Source organism: Paenibacillus sp. J31P190 (assembly GCF_059692075.1).
Window position 1 is genome coordinate 39,508 of the sequence record NZ_JCAUAS010000035.1, and the last position, 18,010, is coordinate 57,517.

The window sequence follows — 18,010 nt, forward strand, 5'->3', positions numbered from 1 at the left end:
TTACTAACAAAATTATGCTACGATTTTGGAGGGGGGATAGCATGAAAGACATTACTTTTGAAACATTACAGGATTTGATTGCCAATTTCTCTATCGTCACCGCTTATTTATTTTTGACCAGTCAAGTGATTTATAAGGATTGGAACTTAGGTACGCCTACTACTCTGTATACCAGACTTCATATAGGCGTTTTAACTGGCATTTTAGGTATTGTCCTTATGGAATTTACAGTTGAGCTGAACGGTACGATTTTGGATTTTAGACATCTGGCAGTTACGATCGCGGCACTATTCGGTGGAGTTTACTCTGCCATAGTTACGGGGATCATTATCTCCCTTATGCGTTTATTGGCATTTGGCGCACTAAGTTCTGCTACCATTTTCGCTGCTTCAAACACTTTTTTAATTTCGATTATGATTGGGTTGGTTTGTACAAGGAACCTATCCTATTGGAAAAAATGGACGTATGCTCTATTGGTTAACAATCTCTTTACGATCATCACTTTTCATATCAATATGGGGAATAAGGGTACGATTCCGTCCCTTATCTATTTGATAATGATGACTTTAGGCGGAACGTTAACAGCTTATTTGACACAATTTCTGATTAAAGCGAAAACCCATTTCCAAATGATTGAAAAGGCAGCTACGTTTGATTTTCTTACTGAGCTCAATAACCATCGTACTTTTGATGAGGCATTCAATTCTTTATTGCTGGAAGCAAAGGATAAGTACGAAGCCTTGACTTTGATGATCATTGATATTGACCATTTTAAAAGAGTGAATGATACCTACGGTCATCCTAATGGTGATACAGTGTTAAAACAATTGGGGAAATTGTTAAAAGATGCCTCTCGCTCTTTCGATATCGTATCACGTATCGGTGGGGAAGAGTTCGCTATCTTGCTATACGATTGTCCACATAAACATGCCTTAATCATTGGGGAGCGAATTAGAATGGCTGTCAAAAACCAGGGATTTCTGCTGAATGAGGGGAAGGTCATACAGATTACGGTATCTGTAGGCGTTGCCACATACCCCGATACCAATGAGAATATCATTGAAGAAGCAGATAAGGCTCTGTATAAAGCCAAATCATCTGGTAGGAATTTGGTTTGTTCGAATCAATCTGCTTGAATGAAGCATAAAAGATCCCGAAGCAAGTTTATCCTGTGGGCTAGGGAAATAGGAAGGCAAGTTGTACATCGTGCAACAATGTAGCCTTTTCCTCGCTGAAAAGCTGCTATTCGGCTAAAATTGTTGTATTATTTGCAACATTCACGGGAAAAACACGGATTAACTTGCGTAATGTTGCACAAAGTACAACATTACGCAAACGATTAAGCAAATGATCCTACATACCACTCATGACTTGCCCTTGCGCGTCATCTCCGCAAGCCCAACCCACTGCTCCTCGGTCACCTCGAGCAGATCGTTGAACTGCCCGGCGCCCTGCAGCCATTCGCCGCCGTCGATCGTGACCACTTCGCCGTTAATGTAGGCGGCGTAGTCCGAAATTAGATAAGCCGCGAGGTTCGCGAGCTCATCCTTCTCACCGACCCGCCGCAGCGGCACGCGGTTCAAGAGCTTCTCCGACAGCTCAGGCGTCGGAGCCAGTCGGCTCCACGCGCCGTCGGTCGGGAAGAGTCCCGGCGCGATGGCGACTTGCCGGATGCCGTACCGCGCCCACTCAACGGCAAGCGAGCGCGTCAGCGCAAGCACGCCGGCCTTGGCCGCAGCCGACGGTACAACGAAGGCCGAGCCGGTGGAGGCGTAAGAGGTGACGATGTTCAGCATCGTACCGCCGACGCCTTGCTCGATCCATCTTTTGCCCACTTCTAACGTGGTGTAGAACGTCCCGTGAAGGACGATATTCAGCACCGCATCCACGGCTCGCGGAGATAAATGTTCTGTCGGGCTGGCGAAGTTGCCGGCTGCATTATTAATCAATACATCGATACGGCCATAGTGCTGTTCCACAGCGGCCACCATCTCGGCAACTTGAAGCGGGTCACGCACGTCACAGCTTTTGTAGAATACTTCTTTGCCATCACTGCCCATTTCGGCAGCTGCTTTAGCGAGTACCTCCTCGCGTCGGCTGGTAATCGCGAGTTTTGCGCCTAACGTCAGAAATTTCTCGCCCATTGCACGTCCCAGACCGGTACCGCCGCCTGTAATAAGAATAACTTTATCCTTCAGCAAGGTTGTATCGAACATATCCATCGCGCCCTCCATCATCAGTTTACGCTGCTAATAATTAATGCTGTGAATGCTGCTCTATTGCTGCTGCTCTAGGAACGTAGCTTCGAATTGCTCGATCCGGCTTGCTAAATCTTCTGGAAGCGGGGTGCCTTTTTGTGTATGAACATCGACATAGACGCCAGTGCTGGTAGCGAAGCTCACTAGCTGCTTATTCTCCCGCTTAACAATGGCATACTGAGTTTCAATCGATGAAGTACCGATCCGGCTCACTTTCATATAAATATCGAGGTTATCGTTAAAATGCGCTTGAGATTTGTATTCGACGCTTTGGCTGACGAGAAAGAAGGTTTTATCAGCCAGATTACCATCCGCATTTGCAAAAAATAAACCCAAACCGTTCATATACTCACAGCGGGCTTGCTCCATGTAAATGACAGAAGAAAGGTGACTCAGGTGCCCGTTCGCATCGGTTTCACAGAAACGAACTTTCGTTGGTGTATAAAAGCGGAAGCCCTCTAATTCGAAATTGTTCATTGCGATCTAGTCTCCTGTAAAGTAGGTTTGATACTGCTCACGAAGCTCGCGTTTCATAAACTTACCGACCGACGATTTAGGTATTTCATGGAGGAACACAACATTGTCCGGAATCCACCACTTCGTGAATTTGTTTGCCAAAAAGGCGAGTAAATCTTCTTTCACGTCATCCGCTTGTAATCCAGCGTCTTTCAGGACGACGAAGGCGAGAGGCCGTTCATCCCATTTGAGATGCGGTACGCCGATGACACAAGCCTCGAACACATTCGGATGCGCCATTAATGCGTTTTCTAAGTCGAGAGACGAGATCCATTCCCCGCCGCTTTTGACCAGATCTTTGGCCCTATCCACCAGCTTCACAAATCCCTCAGGATCAATAACCGCGATATCTCCGCTATAGAACCAACCGTCCTGGAACGATTCCTGCGTTCGGGCATCTTTGTAGTATTCCGTAGCTACCCATGGCCCGCGCAGTAGGATTTCGCCCATTTCCTTCCCATCCCAAGCAACCTCACCTCGAGGTCCGACGATTTTCATATCAAGCCCAGGCACTAGCAGGCCCTGAGTAGCCCTCGCATCGTACTGTTCATCGTATGAGGCCTCTTCCTGATAGCTTTTGAGGCGGGCGACGGTAACGAGAGGACACGTTTCTGTCATCCCATAGGCATGATAGAATGGAACCTTGAGCCGCTGCTCGTAGCTTTCAATCAGACTGCGCGGGGCAGCAGATCCGCCACAGACAACTGCACGAAGGGATGATAAGTCCACTTGCAGTAATTCCTGCACCTTAAGTGCGGCTGTCCATACCGTTGGAACACCAGCAGCAATCGTTACTTTCTCCTCAGCGATCAAACGAAGCAGGATGTCCGGTGTCGGCGAAGGTCCCGGAAGCACTTGCTTGCTGCCGAACCAGACAGACGCGAATGGAAGTCCCCAAGCATTAACGTGAAACATCGGCACAATAGGCAGAACGGTGTCGCGTTCAGAGAGTCCTAGTGTATCCGCCAAGCCAATGGAGAGGGAATGCAGGTAGATCCCGCGATGGGAATACACCACACCCTTGGGATTACCCGTTGTCGCAGATGTATAACAGATGCCTGCGGGAGCGCTTTCATATATATCGGCAGCGTATATATACTGAGGGTCGCCGCCCTCTATCATGTTCTCATATAAATAGACGGGATGTAAAGAAGTAGGCGGCAATTCCTTTTTGTCCGTCATCAAAATATAGCCTTCTATCGTCGTAAGTTGATCCTGAATCTTCTCAATGATAGGGAGTAAGGTCTCATCAACGAAGAGGAAACGATCTTCCGCATGATTAAGAATATACGCAATATGCTCAGCGGGGAGTCGGATGTTGACGGTGTGCAGCACAGCCTCCATACAGGGGATGGCGAAATAAGCTTCTAGATGCCAGTGATGATTCCAGGCAAAAGTAGCAACCCGATCCCCGGGTTTTACACCAAGTGCTTGCAAGGAGCTGGATAACTGCTTCGCTCGTCTCCCGAAATCAGCGTACGTATACCGATGGATACCGGTGCTTGTACGTGAAACAACCTCTTTTTTGGGGAACAAGGTTTGTGAACGTTCAAAGAGAGAGCGCAGCGTTAATGGGAAATTTTCCATGTGGAGACACCTCCGGAGATTGTCTGATTCTATTGTAATATATAAGCCGGAGGGACTAGATATGTCCAAAAAACAAGTGATTGTAAATAAAAAACCGACTCCGGCGCATGTGGACCATGCAGATGGAATCGGTGTAACTCTATCAACTCTTACGTATGTAAAATAAACTTTTCGATAACATGTCTGACGCCATCGTCGTTATTGCTCTTCGTCACGTAGTTCGCCAGCTCCTTGAGCTGCGGCAGCGCGTTGTCCATGGCAACGCCAAGTCCAGCGACTTCCAGCATTTCACGGTCATTCCAAGCATCGCCCAGGGCAATAACGTCATCTAAAGAGCAGCCGATATGCTCAGCAAGGAAAGTGATCGCATGTCCTTTGGTACCTTCCTTATGCATGAATTCCAAGTAATGCGGTTTGGATTTCGTAATGTGCAGCTTGTCTCCGAGCAGAGGCAGCAGCTCTTCGCGCAGTTGGTCGCAAACTTCCGGCGTATCGATGATAAGCATCTTAGGTTGCGGGATATCAATCCATTGGCGCAGATCACCGATGATATAAGGCGTCTTGGAAAGACGCACGTAGGCTTTAATCTTATCGTTATCTTCACCTGCATAAAGCTCATCCCCATGGTAAAGCTGTAAATGAAGGTTGCGTTTTTCACAGAAATCGAGCAGGAGGCGGGCGCTTTCAACTGGTACTGTACGCTCGTAGAGGACTTCCTCATCAAGTAGATTTTTGATTAAAGCGCCTTGATAAGTGATAATCGGAACATTAAGTCCGATCTGGTTGGCAATCTTGGCGGCGGATGGGAAGCTTCTTCCCGTTGCAATCGTTACGGTTACTCCTTTGGCAACAGCCTGGTGCATAGCATCAATAGTCTCTTGTGAGATGGTTAGATCATCACGCAGCAGCGTATCATCTAAGTCAGCGGCAACTAGTTTGTAAGTCATGTAGTTCTCTCCGATCCGATAAGTAGTCTATATGAAAAATTCTGCTATAAGCATACCCGAATTACTTTGGAATTGCTACAATAAAGCCTATAGTTGATTGGTTAAAAAGGAGGAACGTAACGGATGGCATCCCCTTATACGGACAAGCTTGAGGCTTGGCTAAGAGCACACCGCGACACGGCAAATGCGCCAAGTATGGAAGCCTACATGAAAAATCATTTTCCATTTCTCGGGATCCGAAATCCAGAACGAGTTGCATTGACCAAGCAATTCACCAAGGAACATGGCATCCCTAAAGGTGAGGAGGGGGTCAGAGTTGCCAAAGAGCTCTGGGAATTACCGGAGCGCGAGTTTGCCTACACGGCATTATTGGTCCTTACAGGGCTGCGGAAAACCGCAGAACGGGAGCATATCGATGTCTTGGAGCATTTCGTTGTGACCAAATCGTGGTGGGACACCGTGGATATGATCGCTGATCACTTAATTGGCTTTCATTTGCAGAGGTTTCCGGAGTTGATTCCATCCTATGTGGATAAGTGGCTGGCTTCGGATCATATGTGGCTGCAAAGAACGGCGATATTGTTCCAACTAAAATATAAACAACGGACGGATGTACCGCTTCTGTTTAGCTGTATCAGGCGCATGGCCGATTCGAAGGAATTCTTTATCCGCAAAGCAATAGGCTGGGCGCTTCGTGAGTATTCGAAGACAGACCCTGCGGCGGTGCAGTCTTTCGTTGCAAGTACAGAGCTTTCGCCGCTAAGTGTGCGGGAAGCGTTGAAAGTGATTCATCGTAAGGAAAAATGAAATAGGAGATCCACAGTGGGGAATGAATAAATCCTTGTGTGGATCTTTTTTTGTTTTCATAAATTCATGCAATGTAGTCATACCTGACGCATATATTAACGAAATGAAATATTTGTCATGTATATTGACATAATCATGACATTCGAGTAAAGTTATTAAAATTCTTTAAAAGCGCGTTACGAGAATGAAAGAAAAAGGAGAGATGGAAGATGAATAACACGCGGGCTAACGATCTATTAGCAAGATTACCCAAGGTTGATCTTCACTTGCACTTGGATGGCAGTGTGAAGCCAGAGACGATTCTGGATCTCGCTCGTAGGCATGGTATTGAACTCCCTGTTTATGATAAAGATGGACTCATTCCACATATGCGAGTAGGTGAGGAGTGTGGAAGTCTCATTGAATATTTAAGCAAATTTGATTTTACTACACGGTTTTTACAATCTGCTGAAGCCTTGGAGCGGGTTGCCTATGAGGTTGTCGAACAGTCTGCTGAGCATAATTGCAGATATGTAGAAGTTCGTTTTGCACCGCAGCTGCACCGGAATACCGGTTTGACGGTTGAGGAAACGATTCATCATGTGGTAGAGGGAATGAAGCGGGGACAGCGCGATTTTGGTGTGAGAGTCGGCGTCATTGCAATTTGCATGAGAAATCATTCTTGCGAAAGCAATCTAGAAGTGATCGAAGCGGCTGCTAAGTATGTAGGGAAAGGCTTAGTCGCTGTCGATTTAGCTGGTGATGAGGCGTCGTATCCGCCGGAATATTTCCGGGAGGTGTTTGCGGAGTCTGGTAGACTTGGTATTCCAGTCACAATCCATGCTGGAGAAGCAGCGGGAGCGAAGAACGTGTTTGAAGCCGTTACGAATCTCGGCGCTGTTCGAATTGGGCATGGTGTTCGATTGAAGGAAAACAGGTCCATATTGGAAATGGTCAAGGATCGCCGTATCCCGCTCGAAATGTGCCCGATCAGCAACATCCAAACGAAGGCCGTTTCCGGTTGGGAAACGTATCCGATTCGCGAATACTTGGAGCAAGGGCTGGTCGTAACGATTAATACAGATAACCCCAGTGTATCCGGAACCAATATTACGAATGAATACCGGGTACTCAAAGAGCGATTTGGCTTTACAACACCGGAGCTGGTTAAACTGATCATGAATGGCGTAGATGCCGCTTTTATGGAAGATCATGATAAGCTGTCGTTAAGACGAGAGATGGAAGAGGAAATGAGTAGTTTGGGCGTGCTCAACTAGTAGTCTAATGAGAGAGGAATTCGTTGCGATCAGGCAGCGGGTTCTTTTTTTATGAGACTTGACAATATAGGATAGGGGGGTATACTATAAATCTAATAGCGGTATTCAAAGAAGCCCATGGCCGTTGTGGATGAACTGCTCAAACAATGAATACCCTAATGAGATCATTTAACATAATAGAAGGAGTGTTGGAATGTCTGCTATTATTTTGAAAGTTGATGGAATGTCCTGCAATCACTGTGTGAATTCGGTTGAGAAAGCGGTGAAGGAGCTGGGTGCAGAAGGCAAAGTGAATCTGGCTAACAAAGAAGTCGAAGTACAGTTTGATGATAGTAAGCTTAGCGTGGAAGCGATCAAGGATGCGATCGAAGAGCAAGGCTACGATGTGGTGCAATAATGAAGAAAATAGGCGTAATTCTCCTCACAGCGGCTATATTATTGAGTGCTTGTGGCAAAGCAACAACCACCGAACATTCAGCTCATTCAGAAAATAAAGAACAGGAACATGCCGGCCATGGCAGTGGTGAATCGGCGGATAAAGACGGTACTCAGGCCGTATTTAAGCTTTCGTCTGACCCCGTACAAGCCAAACAAGAAACTGAGATGACGATACAGATCCTTGATAAAGATGGGAAATCTGTTGATGATTTTGACCTAAACCATGAGAAAAAGATGCATCTTATTCTGGTTAGCCAAGATCTTTCCTATTACAAACACATTCACCCGACTTACCAAGGTAAGGGACTATTCACGATTCGTACAGCACTTCCTGCAGGCGGCAACTATAAGTTGTTCGCTGACTTTAAACCTAGCGGGCAAGCGCAAATCGTCAAAAGTCACGTTATCCAAGCAGGTGGAGAAGCTGCGCCAGCCATATCCTTGCAGCCAGACAGCAAGCTTACCTCAACGGTGAATGGTATGGAGATATCACTTGCGGCTGATCATCTCATGGCGGGAATGGACGTGAATTTGACCTATACCTTTAAGGATGCAGCTACGAAAGCCCCAATAACCAATTTGCAGCCCTATTTAGGTGCAGTTGGACATGTGGTTATTCTTGATGAGAAAGCAGACCAATATCTGCATGTTCATCCTGTAGATGAGAAATCATCAGGGCCGGAAGCCAAATTCAAGACATCATTTCCGAAGAGTGGAATTTATAAAATATGGGGCGAATTTCAACGGGATGGTCAAGTGATAACAGTTCCGTTTGTCGTAAAGGTGCCGTAAATGGAAACGTATATTATTACAGGCGGTTCAAAAGGACTCGGTGCTGCGATCATTCAGCAGCTTCTACAACAGGGAGCTGCGATTCACTGCATTTCTCGCAGCTATAGTGAAGCTTTGCGCCAAGAGGCGCTGCGCGCGGAAGGTACACTTACCTTCCACGCTTACGACTTGGCGGACACGCAAGGCCTGGATTCGCTCATGGAGCGAATCCTCTGCACGGTGGATGAAGCGGATTCCATCACGCTCATCAATAATGCTGGCATGCTCGAGCCGATGACATCGATCGGCCGAGCAGACCATGACGACCTGCAGCGCAGCCTGCAGGTCAATCTCATCGCGCCCGCGCTGCTGACGAACAGCTTCATTCGGCTCACGCAGGCGTGGCCGATCATGAAGCGGGTCGCCATCATCTCCTCGGGCGCGGGGAAGAAGCCCTACCCCGGCTGGGGTGCTTACTGCACCGCCAAAGCCGGGCTCGATATGCTGACGCGCTGCGTGGGCGTCGAGCAGATGAATGAGCCGCACCCGGTGGAGATTTACTCCATCGCGCCGGGTGTGGTTGACACGGATATGCAGCGGGAGATCCGCGCTGCTGAAGAAGTGGACTTCCCGCAGGTGAGCAGGTTCGTCCAGCTCAAAGAGCAGGGCGAGCTGCAATCGCCCGAAGCTACCGCGAGGCAGCTGCTCGACCTGCTGCAGACAAACGCTTTCGCGCAAGGCGAGATCGCCGATCTGCGCACCAAAAAGCCCAAATCGATATAATCCGATTCGGGCTTTTTACCATACCTTATTGAATACTCCCTGACACAGCAGTACCTGATGACAGCTCTGAAGTACAGAACTTACAGCGTGTAGCTTGTACGGGAATTTCGGACAAGCAGTGCGGACAAGATTTGGATGTTACTGTTTTTTCTTTCGGCTCTTCTTTTTTACGGAACTTGCTAAGCTGTTTGATAACAAGGAAAATGACAAAAGCAACAATTAAAAAGTCTAGGAAAGTCGAAATAAATTGTCCGTAATTAAAGGTAGGCGCACTGGCTGCAACCGCATCTTTAAGGGTATTGTAATGAACGCCATTTAATGAAATAAATAGATCATTGAACTTCACTTTACCAATTAGCAGCCCAACAAGCGGCATGATCAAATCATTCACGATCGACGTAATGACTTTCCCGAAAGCGCCCCCGATAATTACACCAACTGCTAAATCTACCATATTCCCTTTGAACGCAAAATCTTTAAATTCCTTCAGCATCGCTTCGCTTACCCCCATGAGACAATCATTGTTCATATTGTAGCATATTTGATTGCACGCAAACAATTGGCGGCAGGTCTCGGCATACCCTTCAAGGCATTTTTGAACTTTGGCGACTAAGTCAGGTTTGATGAATGAATATTTCGCGAAGCGCCTCGATGAATACCGTATGATCTTCAGACGTCCCAACTGAAATCCGTACATGATTAGGGAGGTTCCAAGCTCCGCCATAACGAATAATAATTCCTTTATTCATCAGCTTTTCATAGATGCTTTTAGCGTCCGGGCCAAGCTCAACCAATAGGAAATTACTCATACTGCGTATGAAATTCAATCCCATTTCCTGCAAACTTACATATAACTGCTCTCTTCCGCGAGCGTTCATCTCCCGTGTTGCATTAAGATGCTGATCATCCTTAATCGCCGCAGTAGCGCCAACTTGTGCTAATGCATTCACATTGAATGGTTCCTTAACCTGACGGATACTATGCAAAATACTTGGGGACGCGATGCCATACCCAACACGTATACCAGCCAATCCGTATATTTTGGAAAAGGTTTGTGTGACGACGATGGGGTAGCCCAAACGTACAAGCTCCAACCCATCACTATAGTCATCCGCTGTTACAAAGTGACTATAAGCCCCGTCGAAAATAACAAGAACATAGGAAGGGAGCTCATCCATAAGCCGATGTAAATCCTGTTTCTTCATATAAGTGCCTGTTGGATTATTAGGTGAGCAAATATAAAGCAGTTTGGTTTGTTCCGTTACAGCAGCGAGTATATCGTCAACATCATAACGGTAATCTTCGCGAAGCGGTACTTGCACGACACGAGCACCCATTAAATTAGCCCCGAATTCATATTCGCTAAAAGTTGGAGAAGGAACAATAATCTCATCCCCTGGTTCCAGAAAAGTTTCCGAAATAAGCGTAATAAGTTCATCGGCCCCATTGGTTATAAGGATTTCATCAGAAGAAAACTGTAATCTCTCCGCTATTGCCCCCCTAAGATCAACTGTGTCGGCGTCTGGGTAGCGGTGGATATCGGTCAAATAAGATTGAATGGCTGTTAGTGCCAATGGTGAAGGGCCTAAAGGATTTTCGTTAGAAGCAAGCTTGGTGACCTTTTCGATACCTAATTCTCGTTGAACTTCCCAAATGGGTTTCCCAGGAGAGTAAGGCTTCATGCGTGAAAGGACACTGCGAGGGCGAATGTGTTTAATTGTCCGACTCATAATAATCACTCCTAATTCATTTTAGTAAGTCTAATTTAACACGTTACTATAATAATACATTAACTCGTTAATGCAGTAAAGTATAAATAATCTCCGTATCCCATTTTTTGGAGAACATAGTATAATAAACGAATAAGGAAAATTTATACTAGGGGAAGGGACTGCAGCATGATGGGGAAAAATAGATTTGGTATCCGTTCCAAGATTATGATTGGGTATATGTTCATCATTGTCTGTTTAACCATTTCATTTGTATTAGTCAATTACCAAGTGTCCTCCATGCAGGAAGATAGAAATTATATCATCGAGCATGATTTTGCCGTCCATAATGAAACGAATCGTATCGAAAAATATGTGATGGATATGGAAAGCGGGCAGCGGGGCTATTTACTTACGGGTGTGCTCAGCTATTTAGAACCTTACAACGTAGGAGCGTCGAAATGGCGGGAATCCTACAGTCGTCTCAGTCAGCTAACTCGGGATAACGTCATACAGGAGCAAAATCTTTCTTCCATTAAGGCGTTAATCGAACGATGGCTGCAGCAGAGTGGAGGAAAGTCCCTATCTTCAATGAGAAATAACGTTAATAACGAAACGTATTTTGATTATAATTTTTTACTTGGGAAGCAAGTTATTGATGATATACGCTCACAACTGGATCGCTTTCGAAGCGTAGAAATGGGACTTACTAAGGAAAGATCGGCGCATTTAGATGCACAGAATCAGATGCTTACTATGTCTTTATTCGTTATGTTAACGCTTGTTGTTATATTTTCAATAGCAGCTGCACTATTAATTTCCCGATCTATCGTAGGCCCGATTAAACAAGTAACAAGAAGTATTATGAACTTAAGTTCATCGAAAAGAGATCGTTCTAAACGTATACAAGTTACCATGAATGATGAGGTGAAAGATCTTGCGGATGCAACGAATCTTCTGCTTGAGAATCAAGAAGAGATGGAGTGGCAGCAGCGCAAATTAACGGAAGTCGTACATATGCTTCAAGGGATTTCGGACCTGGAAACACTAGGGAAGTCCTTTATTAGTAAAGCAGCTGAGCTGTTTGATGCTTCTTTCGGTCTTTTTTATCTTCGTTCTTCCTATGAAGGCAAGGATTCTATGATTAAGTTGGCTTCTTATGCCGTCATGGGGGGAAGTGATGACATTGGGGTCCATCGCTTCCAATTGGGTGAAGGACTTGTCGGTCAATGTGCGGTAGAGAAGCGAATGTTTCACTTAACCAAAGTACCAGCTAGTTACATTACCCTATCGTCTGGACTCGGAGCGGCGCAGGCGCAAAGTGTTCTGATCGTACCCATTTTACATAACAATGAAGTTATTGCTGTCATGGAGCTGGCCTCCTTTGATAAATTTACTCCGCTGCAGCTTGAGCTGCTTGAAGATATTCTCGAAGTATTAGGTACAATTGTACATAGTGTGCAAACGCGTGTTGAAGTTGAGAGGCTTCTAAAAGAATATCAGATCATAACGGAAGAACTTCAAACGCAGCAAGAAGAACTGCACATGACGAATGAACAGTTGGAGGAACAAAATCGTTATGCGGAAGAAAGGTCACGAGAATTAGAGAATATTAAAGCATCATTTGAAGAACATGCGATTCAGCTGCAGCAAAGTTCTCGATATAAATCGGAATTTTTAGCGAATATGTCACACGAACTCCGTACCCCATTAAACAGTGTGCTTATCCTTTCTCAAATGCTGCAAGAAAATAAACAGGGTTCATTGACCAAAGAAGAGCAGGAGTACGCCCGTGTTATTCATTCTTCAGGGAATGATCTTCTTCATCTGATTAACGATATTCTTGATTTATCCAAAGTCGAAGCTGGCAAATTAGATATTCATGTCGGTGAAATGAATGTATCTGAGCTTCCAGATATATTGCGAAGTCAATTTGCAAAGGTGGCCGAACAGCAAAATCTCACTTTCAGCATCGTGCGCGATTCACAGGTTCCAGACATTTTTTATACGGATGAACAACGATTAAGCCAAATTATTAAAAATTTACTCTCTAATGCCTTTAAATTTACACATAAGGGCTCCGTTCAGGTGAATTTGAGTACGTGCAGCGAAGAGCAGATTAAAGAGTTTCTGCCATTGGCTAAACATAGACAAGTTCTGGTCATATCCGTAAAAGATACAGGGATTGGGATATCTCCTGAGAAGCAGCAATTGATCTTTGAGCCGTTTCGCCAGGCGGATGGGACAACGAATCGTAAATATGGAGGGACAGGCCTTGGCTTATCGATAAGCCGTGAATTAGCCCGACTTCTCGGCGGCCGGGTTATCATGCAAAGCGAAGAGGGAGTAGGCAGTACCTTCACGCTTTATGTTCCATCATTGGAGCAGGTCTATAACGAAACTGAAGCCATGCAGAAGGAAGCAGCAGCTGCGTCTTCCCCGATGATAAGTGACTTTCTGCTTAGGGATGCTTATAAGAAAGCTGCTGACCCAGCAGAGAGGAACAATTTCAGCGGAAAAAAAGTACTTGTCGTCGACGATGACGTTCGGAATGTGTTCGCTCTAAGCAATGCATTTGAGAAAGAAGGAATACTAGTTAGCGTTGCCCATAATGGACAAGAATGTTTGGAGATTATGAAGAAAGATCAAGATATCGATCTCATCCTTATGGATATCATGATGCCTGTTATGGATGGTTACGAAGCCATGCGAATGATTAGGAAAGATACCCGATTTGAGAAAGTGCCGATTATTGCCTTGACAGCCAAAGCTATGAAACAGGACAGAGACATTTGCTTGCAAGCTGGTGCCTCCGATTATATTAGCAAACCGCTTAATTTAAGTCAGTTATTATCCCTGATGCGGGTATGGCTCACCAAATAAAAAGACCTTTGACCCTATCCATTTTTGGATGCGGTCAAAGGTCTTTTATTTTAGTAGATAGGAAAGTATAAGTTTTATTACACTTCGCGTCATCAGTCTTGACAAACGCGCTCGTCCCAGAAGGACGACGGAGTCGTTTATCCTTGTGAGATTAATAATTAATGATAGCTTATTTCTTCAAATCCAAACGCACATCGCGACCATCGTCCTGCACAGATAGTTCTTTACCAGCAGCTTTCAGAGAATTAGCGTAATTCACCCAAGCGTCCAGCATGATGGAGCCATCTTTCCAATCCTTCACTTCACCGAATACCGTAAAGCCATCGCCGCTGCCAGTAGCCATGAAATCATTGGTTGTTACTTTGAACGTACGGTCTGTATTAAACTTGCCATCGACATAGATAGGAGTACCATCTACCAGAGTGATTTTGGAATATTTCTCACCGAGTGGCTTCGTGCTGTCCCACTCTACTTTCAAGCCCGAGAATTGAATAGCTGGAAGATTGGTATACTTGTCCGTAACTTCGAGTGCTTTTTTGATTTGTGCAGCAGTCATTGTACCCGTAACGTTGTAATTGCCGAAAGGGAACACTTCAAACATTTTGCTGTATGTCAGCTCACCCTTATCTACATCAGCGCGAATACCGCCGATATTAGTGAAGGCGATGTCTGATTTCTCAGAAGCGCGCATGGCATCAGTGATACTATTCCCTAATTGGGAAGCGCCATCCCGATCAACTCCGCCATTGACAGCAAAGCGGAAAGATTTACGAGTTAGCGGCTCTGCAGCAACGACTTCAACCTCTCCGGATTTCGCTGAAATTTTGGCTTTATAATCTTCAACCGTTTGGTGAATCTTCGCGTCAGCTGTTGTCAGGTTCGTATATGTTTCAAGCAAGCTTGCATTTGAGGATACGACTTGTTTTGTGGATTTGTCTACAAACAGTTGAATGTGCCCAACCGCATAAAGCCAGCTTTGAGCCTCAACAACAGGAATGCCATTCACGATACCGGCAACACGCATATGGGAGTGACCACCGACAATCGCATCAAGGGTACCATTCCCAGTGCCTTTTGCAAGATCAGCGAGCTCGCTGATGATTTCAGCAGATTTTTGGTTTTGCTCACCAGGTAGGTGGGAGGTAACCATAATGATGTCGACACCTTTAGCACGAAGCTCATCGGACAATTCTTTAGCCATAGGAACCGGATTAACAAAGGAGAGGCCTTCAATGTTTGTTGATTTCGTTGTTGTTGTCGTTTGTGGCGTTGCGAAGCCGATGATACCGATTTTCAGGCCATCTTTTTCAACAATCACGTAGGGCTGTGTCCAGTCAACGCGTTTACCTGTTTTATCATCGATAATATTAGCCCCGAGAATAGGGAATTTTGCTTTCTTAATGTTGTCGATCAGAACGTCACGACCGAAGTCGAACTCATGGTTTCCAATAGCCGCGGCATCATATTGCACTTGCGCCATCGTATCCATCACGGATTGACCATTTGTCGTATTGGAAATTAACGTACCTTGCCATGCGTCACCGCCGTCAACAACGACCGTTCCTTTTGGATTTACAGCACGGAAATCGGTCACGATACCGCCGAGTGTTTCGATACCGCCTTGACCTTGATTGCGCTTTTTATCGAAGCCGACTTCGATTTTACCGTGAATATCATTTGTTGTTAAAATATCAACCACTTTAAATAAAATAGGTTTAAGCGCCTTAGCTACTTCATCACGCGTTACTTCCGCAGTAGGGTTGAAGTTACCGTCAAGGGTAGGTGTGAAAATTCCGCTGATGACGGCATAAGCGACATAAGGGCGGGATTCTTTAGCGATGGAGGAGGAATCTTTGAAGTAGTTCAACACATTCTCGTTCACTTTTGGCAGTTGGCCGCCAGTTACGACTTTAACGATCAACTCAGCAAGCTCTTGACGAGTAACGGCAGCATTCGGGTGAAACGTACCGTCAGCAAAGCCGCTAATGAGTTTAGCTGCAACAGCATTCGCAACCGCTTGTTTTTGCCAATTTGCAAGGTCTGTGAACGTGACAGAACCAAGATCTGCACTTTTCAATTTGGCGGCACGGTTAATCATTGTTACCACTTCAGCGCGAGTAGCGGCATTTGCACCACGGTAGTCTGTATCCCCGTAGCCCTCAATAGCGCCGTTATCAATCGCAAGACGCATATCTGATTTCATTGAAACGGAAGAAGAGGGTGCTGCTGTTTCGGCAAATGCTAGACTGCTAGCGAAAGAGCTAGTAAGAACAGTAACAAGAGCGAGTGCTGTAAGGCGGGTGGTCAATGTTTTTTTCATGTGTTAACAATTCCTCCTTCAAATTAATAGAACTTCGGTTAATAAACCCATCTATTAGTATAAGGGGAAATGGTAGATTTTGAGAAGTAAAGAAATTATTATTAGATGAAACAACAAAAAAAGCCCTTAACCTTCCAAAGGTTACGTGGCTTGTCGCTCTGTATAAATTTCAAAATGATAAATGGTATTGCGTGTGAGTACCCGGAAATCCATTCCGTCCCGATCTATGGCTTGAACTCTAGTTGTTTTGAAAGGTATGTACCTATTGACGCCTGATAGGATCATTGGGCACCCAACCTCAGTAGGGTTCATTTCACGAAATGTTTGCCCTTGAATTTCATCAAAATCAAATCGTTCCGATCGATGCTTGGGTGTAATCCCATCCACTTCATAAATTTGAAGAAGCTTTAGTAATCTCATATTTGCACCCTCCTACCACATCTTCTTTACTCTAGTATACACTGACTTTATATCTAAGGCGAAATCTATGAACCTAACATAAACCTAATAAAGTTCTGACACTTTCCTAGATTCCAATATATACAATTGATTCATTGATATCGGGGGTGTTGATGGGATGATGCACGCAAAAATCCTAGTTGGGGAAAAAGAAGTTCTTATGTTTTTTGAATCCATGTATCAGGATCATTTACAGATAGCGGCTCAAACCATAATGAAGCATTTATCCAATGCTCAGGTGAGAAAAGTATTTGATGATATTGGTTTGGTGAATATTACGAACAAAGAAGTGACGCTCTTCTCGCTGGATGGCGAAATGGAAACGCTCAGTATCTCTTAAAGTCGCTCTAGTCCTCTCATGCTCTTTTCGTTACAATAGAAGGAGATGAATGGAGGAGGTTATCTACAGATGGCAGTTTTGAAAATGGAGCATGTCGGTGTGATGGTAGCGAACTTGGAAGCATCAATTCGTTTCTATGAAAATGTAATTGGACTTAAGCACAAAGGTACTTTGTTACATACGAATGGTGTGATTAAACTTGGTTTTCTCGGTTTTGAAGCATTAAATGAAACTGAAGTTGAATTAGTAGAGGGTTATAACGCAGGTTTACCGCAAGAGGGCAAAGTTCACCATTTGGCTTTTACTGTGGATGATATTGAAGCGGAATTTATAAGAATCAAAGGGTTGGCAGTTGATCAGTTGGATACTGAGATTACGACCCTTCCGAATGGCTCCAGGTACTTCTTCTTTAATGGTTTAGACGGAGAGCGTATCGAATTCTTTCAGTCTACGCGTTGAATCGTTAATAATCTGCTAGATAATACAATCCTTTTACTAGAGTTGTAGATTCCCAATTGAATTTTCCTTCAATAGATAGAATGGAATACTAATGGAGCTTCAAAGGATGCAGAGGACTGCATCCTTTTTGTTTAGATTTGTATGTAGGAACAATTCAAAACAATTGCAATTGTGGAACATTTCCAAAGGGGTTGTAATTGGTTTCTCTACGTGTTACATTATTCCTCGTTGCTTTGAAGCGGCAAAACACCATGAGTCATTAAATGGAACTTGCATTCAAACAACAACCTATGTTACTATAGCTTTCCGACAGAGAACGGCAGAGATTGACAAGAAAAAAAGTGCTTGCAATTGATGGACGAGCTGTGGTATATTACTTCTCGCTGCTTCGGTAACACGGCAGTGAACGAAAGAAATTGATCTTTGAAAACTGAACAACGAGTGAGTAAGCACGAACGAGAAATCGTTCAAAAAAGA

17 protein-coding genes are annotated in these 18,010 nt (G+C 44.8%); 9 read left to right on the plus strand and 8 right to left on the minus strand.

The annotated features are described in order from the left end of the window. The first annotated feature begins 41 nt into the window (after positions 1 to 41). Positions 42 to 1,136 (plus strand): GGDEF domain-containing protein, encoded by a 1,095-nt coding sequence (locus AC58U0_RS33905; RefSeq protein WP_497383122.1) that lies wholly within the window; start codon positions 42 to 44, stop codon positions 1,134 to 1,136. 228 nt (positions 1,137 to 1,364) lie between these two features. On the opposite strand, the gene AC58U0_RS33910 is transcribed toward AC58U0_RS33905, so the two are convergent. From AC58U0_RS33910 to AC58U0_RS33925, 4 genes are all read right to left on the minus strand, one after another. Continuing rightward, positions 1,365 to 2,216, minus strand: a complete 852-nt coding sequence (locus AC58U0_RS33910) for an SDR family oxidoreductase (RefSeq protein ID WP_497383138.1) — start codon at positions 2,214 to 2,216, stop codon at positions 1,365 to 1,367. Positions 2,217 to 2,276: 60 nt separating this feature from the next. Further along, positions 2,277 to 2,735, minus strand: a complete 459-nt coding sequence (locus tag AC58U0_RS33915; RefSeq protein ID WP_497383123.1) for an acyl-CoA thioesterase — start codon at positions 2,733 to 2,735, stop codon at positions 2,277 to 2,279. Between the two features lie 6 nt (positions 2,736 to 2,741). Further along, the gene (locus AC58U0_RS33920) at positions 2,742 to 4,361 is read right to left on the minus strand and encodes a long-chain fatty acid--CoA ligase (RefSeq protein WP_497383124.1); all 1,620 of its coding nucleotides are present in this window, start codon (positions 4,359 to 4,361) and stop codon (positions 2,742 to 2,744) included. Between the two features lie 149 nt (positions 4,362 to 4,510). After that, positions 4,511 to 5,308, minus strand: a complete 798-nt coding sequence (locus AC58U0_RS33925) for a Cof-type HAD-IIB family hydrolase (RefSeq protein WP_497383125.1) — start codon at positions 5,306 to 5,308, stop codon at positions 4,511 to 4,513. A gap of 123 nt (positions 5,309 to 5,431) precedes the next feature. On the opposite strand from AC58U0_RS33925, the gene AC58U0_RS33930 reads away from it, so the two are divergent. From AC58U0_RS33930 to AC58U0_RS33950, 5 genes are all read left to right on the plus strand, one after another. Beyond that, positions 5,432 to 6,115 (plus strand): DNA alkylation repair protein, encoded by a 684-nt coding sequence (locus AC58U0_RS33930; RefSeq protein ID WP_497383126.1) that lies wholly within the window; start codon positions 5,432 to 5,434, stop codon positions 6,113 to 6,115. 209 nt (positions 6,116 to 6,324) lie between these two features. Beyond that, on the plus strand, positions 6,325 to 7,371 hold the full coding sequence (gene add, locus AC58U0_RS33935) for an adenosine deaminase (RefSeq protein WP_497383127.1): 1,047 nt from the start codon (positions 6,325 to 6,327) through the stop codon (positions 7,369 to 7,371). A 193-nt stretch (positions 7,372 to 7,564) separates the two neighbouring features. Then, complete coding sequence (locus AC58U0_RS33940) at positions 7,565 to 7,768, plus strand: copper ion binding protein (protein ID WP_497383128.1); 204 nt, start codon at positions 7,565 to 7,567, stop codon at positions 7,766 to 7,768. After that, positions 7,768 to 8,601: a DUF8832 domain-containing protein gene (locus AC58U0_RS33945; RefSeq protein ID WP_497383129.1), complete on the plus strand. Its 834-nt coding sequence runs from the start codon at positions 7,768 to 7,770 to the stop codon at positions 8,599 to 8,601. The genes AC58U0_RS33940 and AC58U0_RS33945 overlap by 1 nt, the downstream gene beginning before the upstream one ends. Continuing rightward, positions 8,602 to 9,363 (plus strand): (S)-benzoin forming benzil reductase, encoded by a 762-nt coding sequence (locus AC58U0_RS33950; RefSeq protein ID WP_497383130.1) that lies wholly within the window; start codon positions 8,602 to 8,604, stop codon positions 9,361 to 9,363. 25 nt (positions 9,364 to 9,388) lie between these two features. Here the strand turns inward: AC58U0_RS33950 and mscL are convergent, their stop codons facing one another. Both mscL and hisC read right to left on the minus strand, forming a co-directional pair. After that, positions 9,389 to 9,856: a large conductance mechanosensitive channel protein MscL gene (gene mscL, locus AC58U0_RS33955; protein WP_057303350.1), complete on the minus strand. Its 468-nt coding sequence runs from the start codon at positions 9,854 to 9,856 to the stop codon at positions 9,389 to 9,391. A 121-nt stretch (positions 9,857 to 9,977) separates the two neighbouring features. Then, the gene (gene hisC / locus AC58U0_RS33960; RefSeq protein WP_497383131.1) at positions 9,978 to 11,093 is read right to left on the minus strand and encodes a histidinol-phosphate transaminase; all 1,116 of its coding nucleotides are present in this window, start codon (positions 11,091 to 11,093) and stop codon (positions 9,978 to 9,980) included. Positions 11,094 to 11,261: 168 nt separating this feature from the next. On the opposite strand from hisC, the gene AC58U0_RS33965 reads away from it, so the two are divergent. After that, positions 11,262 to 13,955 (plus strand): response regulator, encoded by a 2,694-nt coding sequence (locus tag AC58U0_RS33965; RefSeq protein ID WP_497383132.1) that lies wholly within the window; start codon positions 11,262 to 11,264, stop codon positions 13,953 to 13,955. A 169-nt stretch (positions 13,956 to 14,124) separates the two neighbouring features. On the opposite strand, the gene AC58U0_RS33970 is transcribed toward AC58U0_RS33965, so the two are convergent. Together AC58U0_RS33970 and AC58U0_RS33975 are read right to left on the minus strand one after the other, a co-directional pair. Beyond that, the gene (locus tag AC58U0_RS33970) at positions 14,125 to 16,275 is read right to left on the minus strand and encodes a 5'-nucleotidase C-terminal domain-containing protein (RefSeq protein ID WP_497383133.1); all 2,151 of its coding nucleotides are present in this window, start codon (positions 16,273 to 16,275) and stop codon (positions 14,125 to 14,127) included. A gap of 141 nt (positions 16,276 to 16,416) precedes the next feature. After that, a complete protein-coding gene (locus tag AC58U0_RS33975) occupies positions 16,417 to 16,695 on the minus strand; it encodes a hypothetical protein (protein ID WP_497383134.1) in 279 nt (92 codons plus the stop codon). A gap of 157 nt (positions 16,696 to 16,852) precedes the next feature. Here AC58U0_RS33975 and AC58U0_RS33980 point away from each other — a divergent pair, with 157 nt between their 5' ends. Both AC58U0_RS33980 and AC58U0_RS33985 read left to right on the plus strand, forming a co-directional pair. Continuing rightward, positions 16,853 to 17,074: a hypothetical protein gene (locus AC58U0_RS33980; RefSeq protein ID WP_497383135.1), complete on the plus strand. Its 222-nt coding sequence runs from the start codon at positions 16,853 to 16,855 to the stop codon at positions 17,072 to 17,074. Positions 17,075 to 17,143: 69 nt separating this feature from the next. Continuing rightward, positions 17,144 to 17,533: a VOC family protein gene (locus AC58U0_RS33985; RefSeq protein WP_497383136.1), complete on the plus strand. Its 390-nt coding sequence runs from the start codon at positions 17,144 to 17,146 to the stop codon at positions 17,531 to 17,533. Positions 17,534 to 18,010: the final 477 nt, after the last annotated feature.

What these genes read in the sequence shown, in the direction of transcription:
- AC58U0_RS33950 (WP_497383130.1), top strand. Translation starts at nt 8,602, where the DNA reads ATGGAAACGTATATTATTACAGGCGGTTCAAAAGGACTCGGTGCTGCG.
- AC58U0_RS33910 (WP_497383138.1), bottom strand. Translation starts at nt 2,216, where the DNA reads ATGTTCGATACAACCTTGCTGAAGGATAAAGTTATTCTTATTACAGGC.
- mscL (WP_057303350.1), bottom strand. Translation starts at nt 9,856, where the DNA reads ATGCTGAAGGAATTTAAAGATTTTGCGTTCAAAGGGAATATGGTAGAT.
- AC58U0_RS33985 (WP_497383136.1), top strand. Translation starts at nt 17,144, where the DNA reads ATGGCAGTTTTGAAAATGGAGCATGTCGGTGTGATGGTAGCGAACTTG.
- AC58U0_RS33930 (WP_497383126.1), top strand. Translation starts at nt 5,432, where the DNA reads ATGGCATCCCCTTATACGGACAAGCTTGAGGCTTGGCTAAGAGCACAC.
- AC58U0_RS33915 (WP_497383123.1), bottom strand. Translation starts at nt 2,735, where the DNA reads ATGAACAATTTCGAATTAGAGGGCTTCCGCTTTTATACACCAACGAAA.
- add (WP_497383127.1), top strand. Translation starts at nt 6,325, where the DNA reads ATGAATAACACGCGGGCTAACGATCTATTAGCAAGATTACCCAAGGTT.
- AC58U0_RS33965 (WP_497383132.1), top strand. Translation starts at nt 11,262, where the DNA reads ATGATGGGGAAAAATAGATTTGGTATCCGTTCCAAGATTATGATTGGG.
- hisC (WP_497383131.1), bottom strand. Translation starts at nt 11,093, where the DNA reads ATGAGTCGGACAATTAAACACATTCGCCCTCGCAGTGTCCTTTCACGC.
- AC58U0_RS33925 (WP_497383125.1), bottom strand. Translation starts at nt 5,308, where the DNA reads ATGACTTACAAACTAGTTGCCGCTGACTTAGATGATACGCTGCTGCGT.
- AC58U0_RS33940 (WP_497383128.1), top strand. Translation starts at nt 7,565, where the DNA reads ATGTCTGCTATTATTTTGAAAGTTGATGGAATGTCCTGCAATCACTGT.
- AC58U0_RS33980 (WP_497383135.1), top strand. Translation starts at nt 16,853, where the DNA reads ATGATGCACGCAAAAATCCTAGTTGGGGAAAAAGAAGTTCTTATGTTT.
- AC58U0_RS33970 (WP_497383133.1), bottom strand. Translation starts at nt 16,275, where the DNA reads ATGAAAAAAACATTGACCACCCGCCTTACAGCACTCGCTCTTGTTACT.
- AC58U0_RS33905 (WP_497383122.1), top strand. Translation starts at nt 42, where the DNA reads ATGAAAGACATTACTTTTGAAACATTACAGGATTTGATTGCCAATTTC.
- AC58U0_RS33945 (WP_497383129.1), top strand. Translation starts at nt 7,768, where the DNA reads ATGAAGAAAATAGGCGTAATTCTCCTCACAGCGGCTATATTATTGAGT.
- AC58U0_RS33920 (WP_497383124.1), bottom strand. Translation starts at nt 4,361, where the DNA reads ATGGAAAATTTCCCATTAACGCTGCGCTCTCTCTTTGAACGTTCACAA.
- AC58U0_RS33975 (WP_497383134.1), bottom strand. Translation starts at nt 16,695, where the DNA reads ATGAGATTACTAAAGCTTCTTCAAATTTATGAAGTGGATGGGATTACA.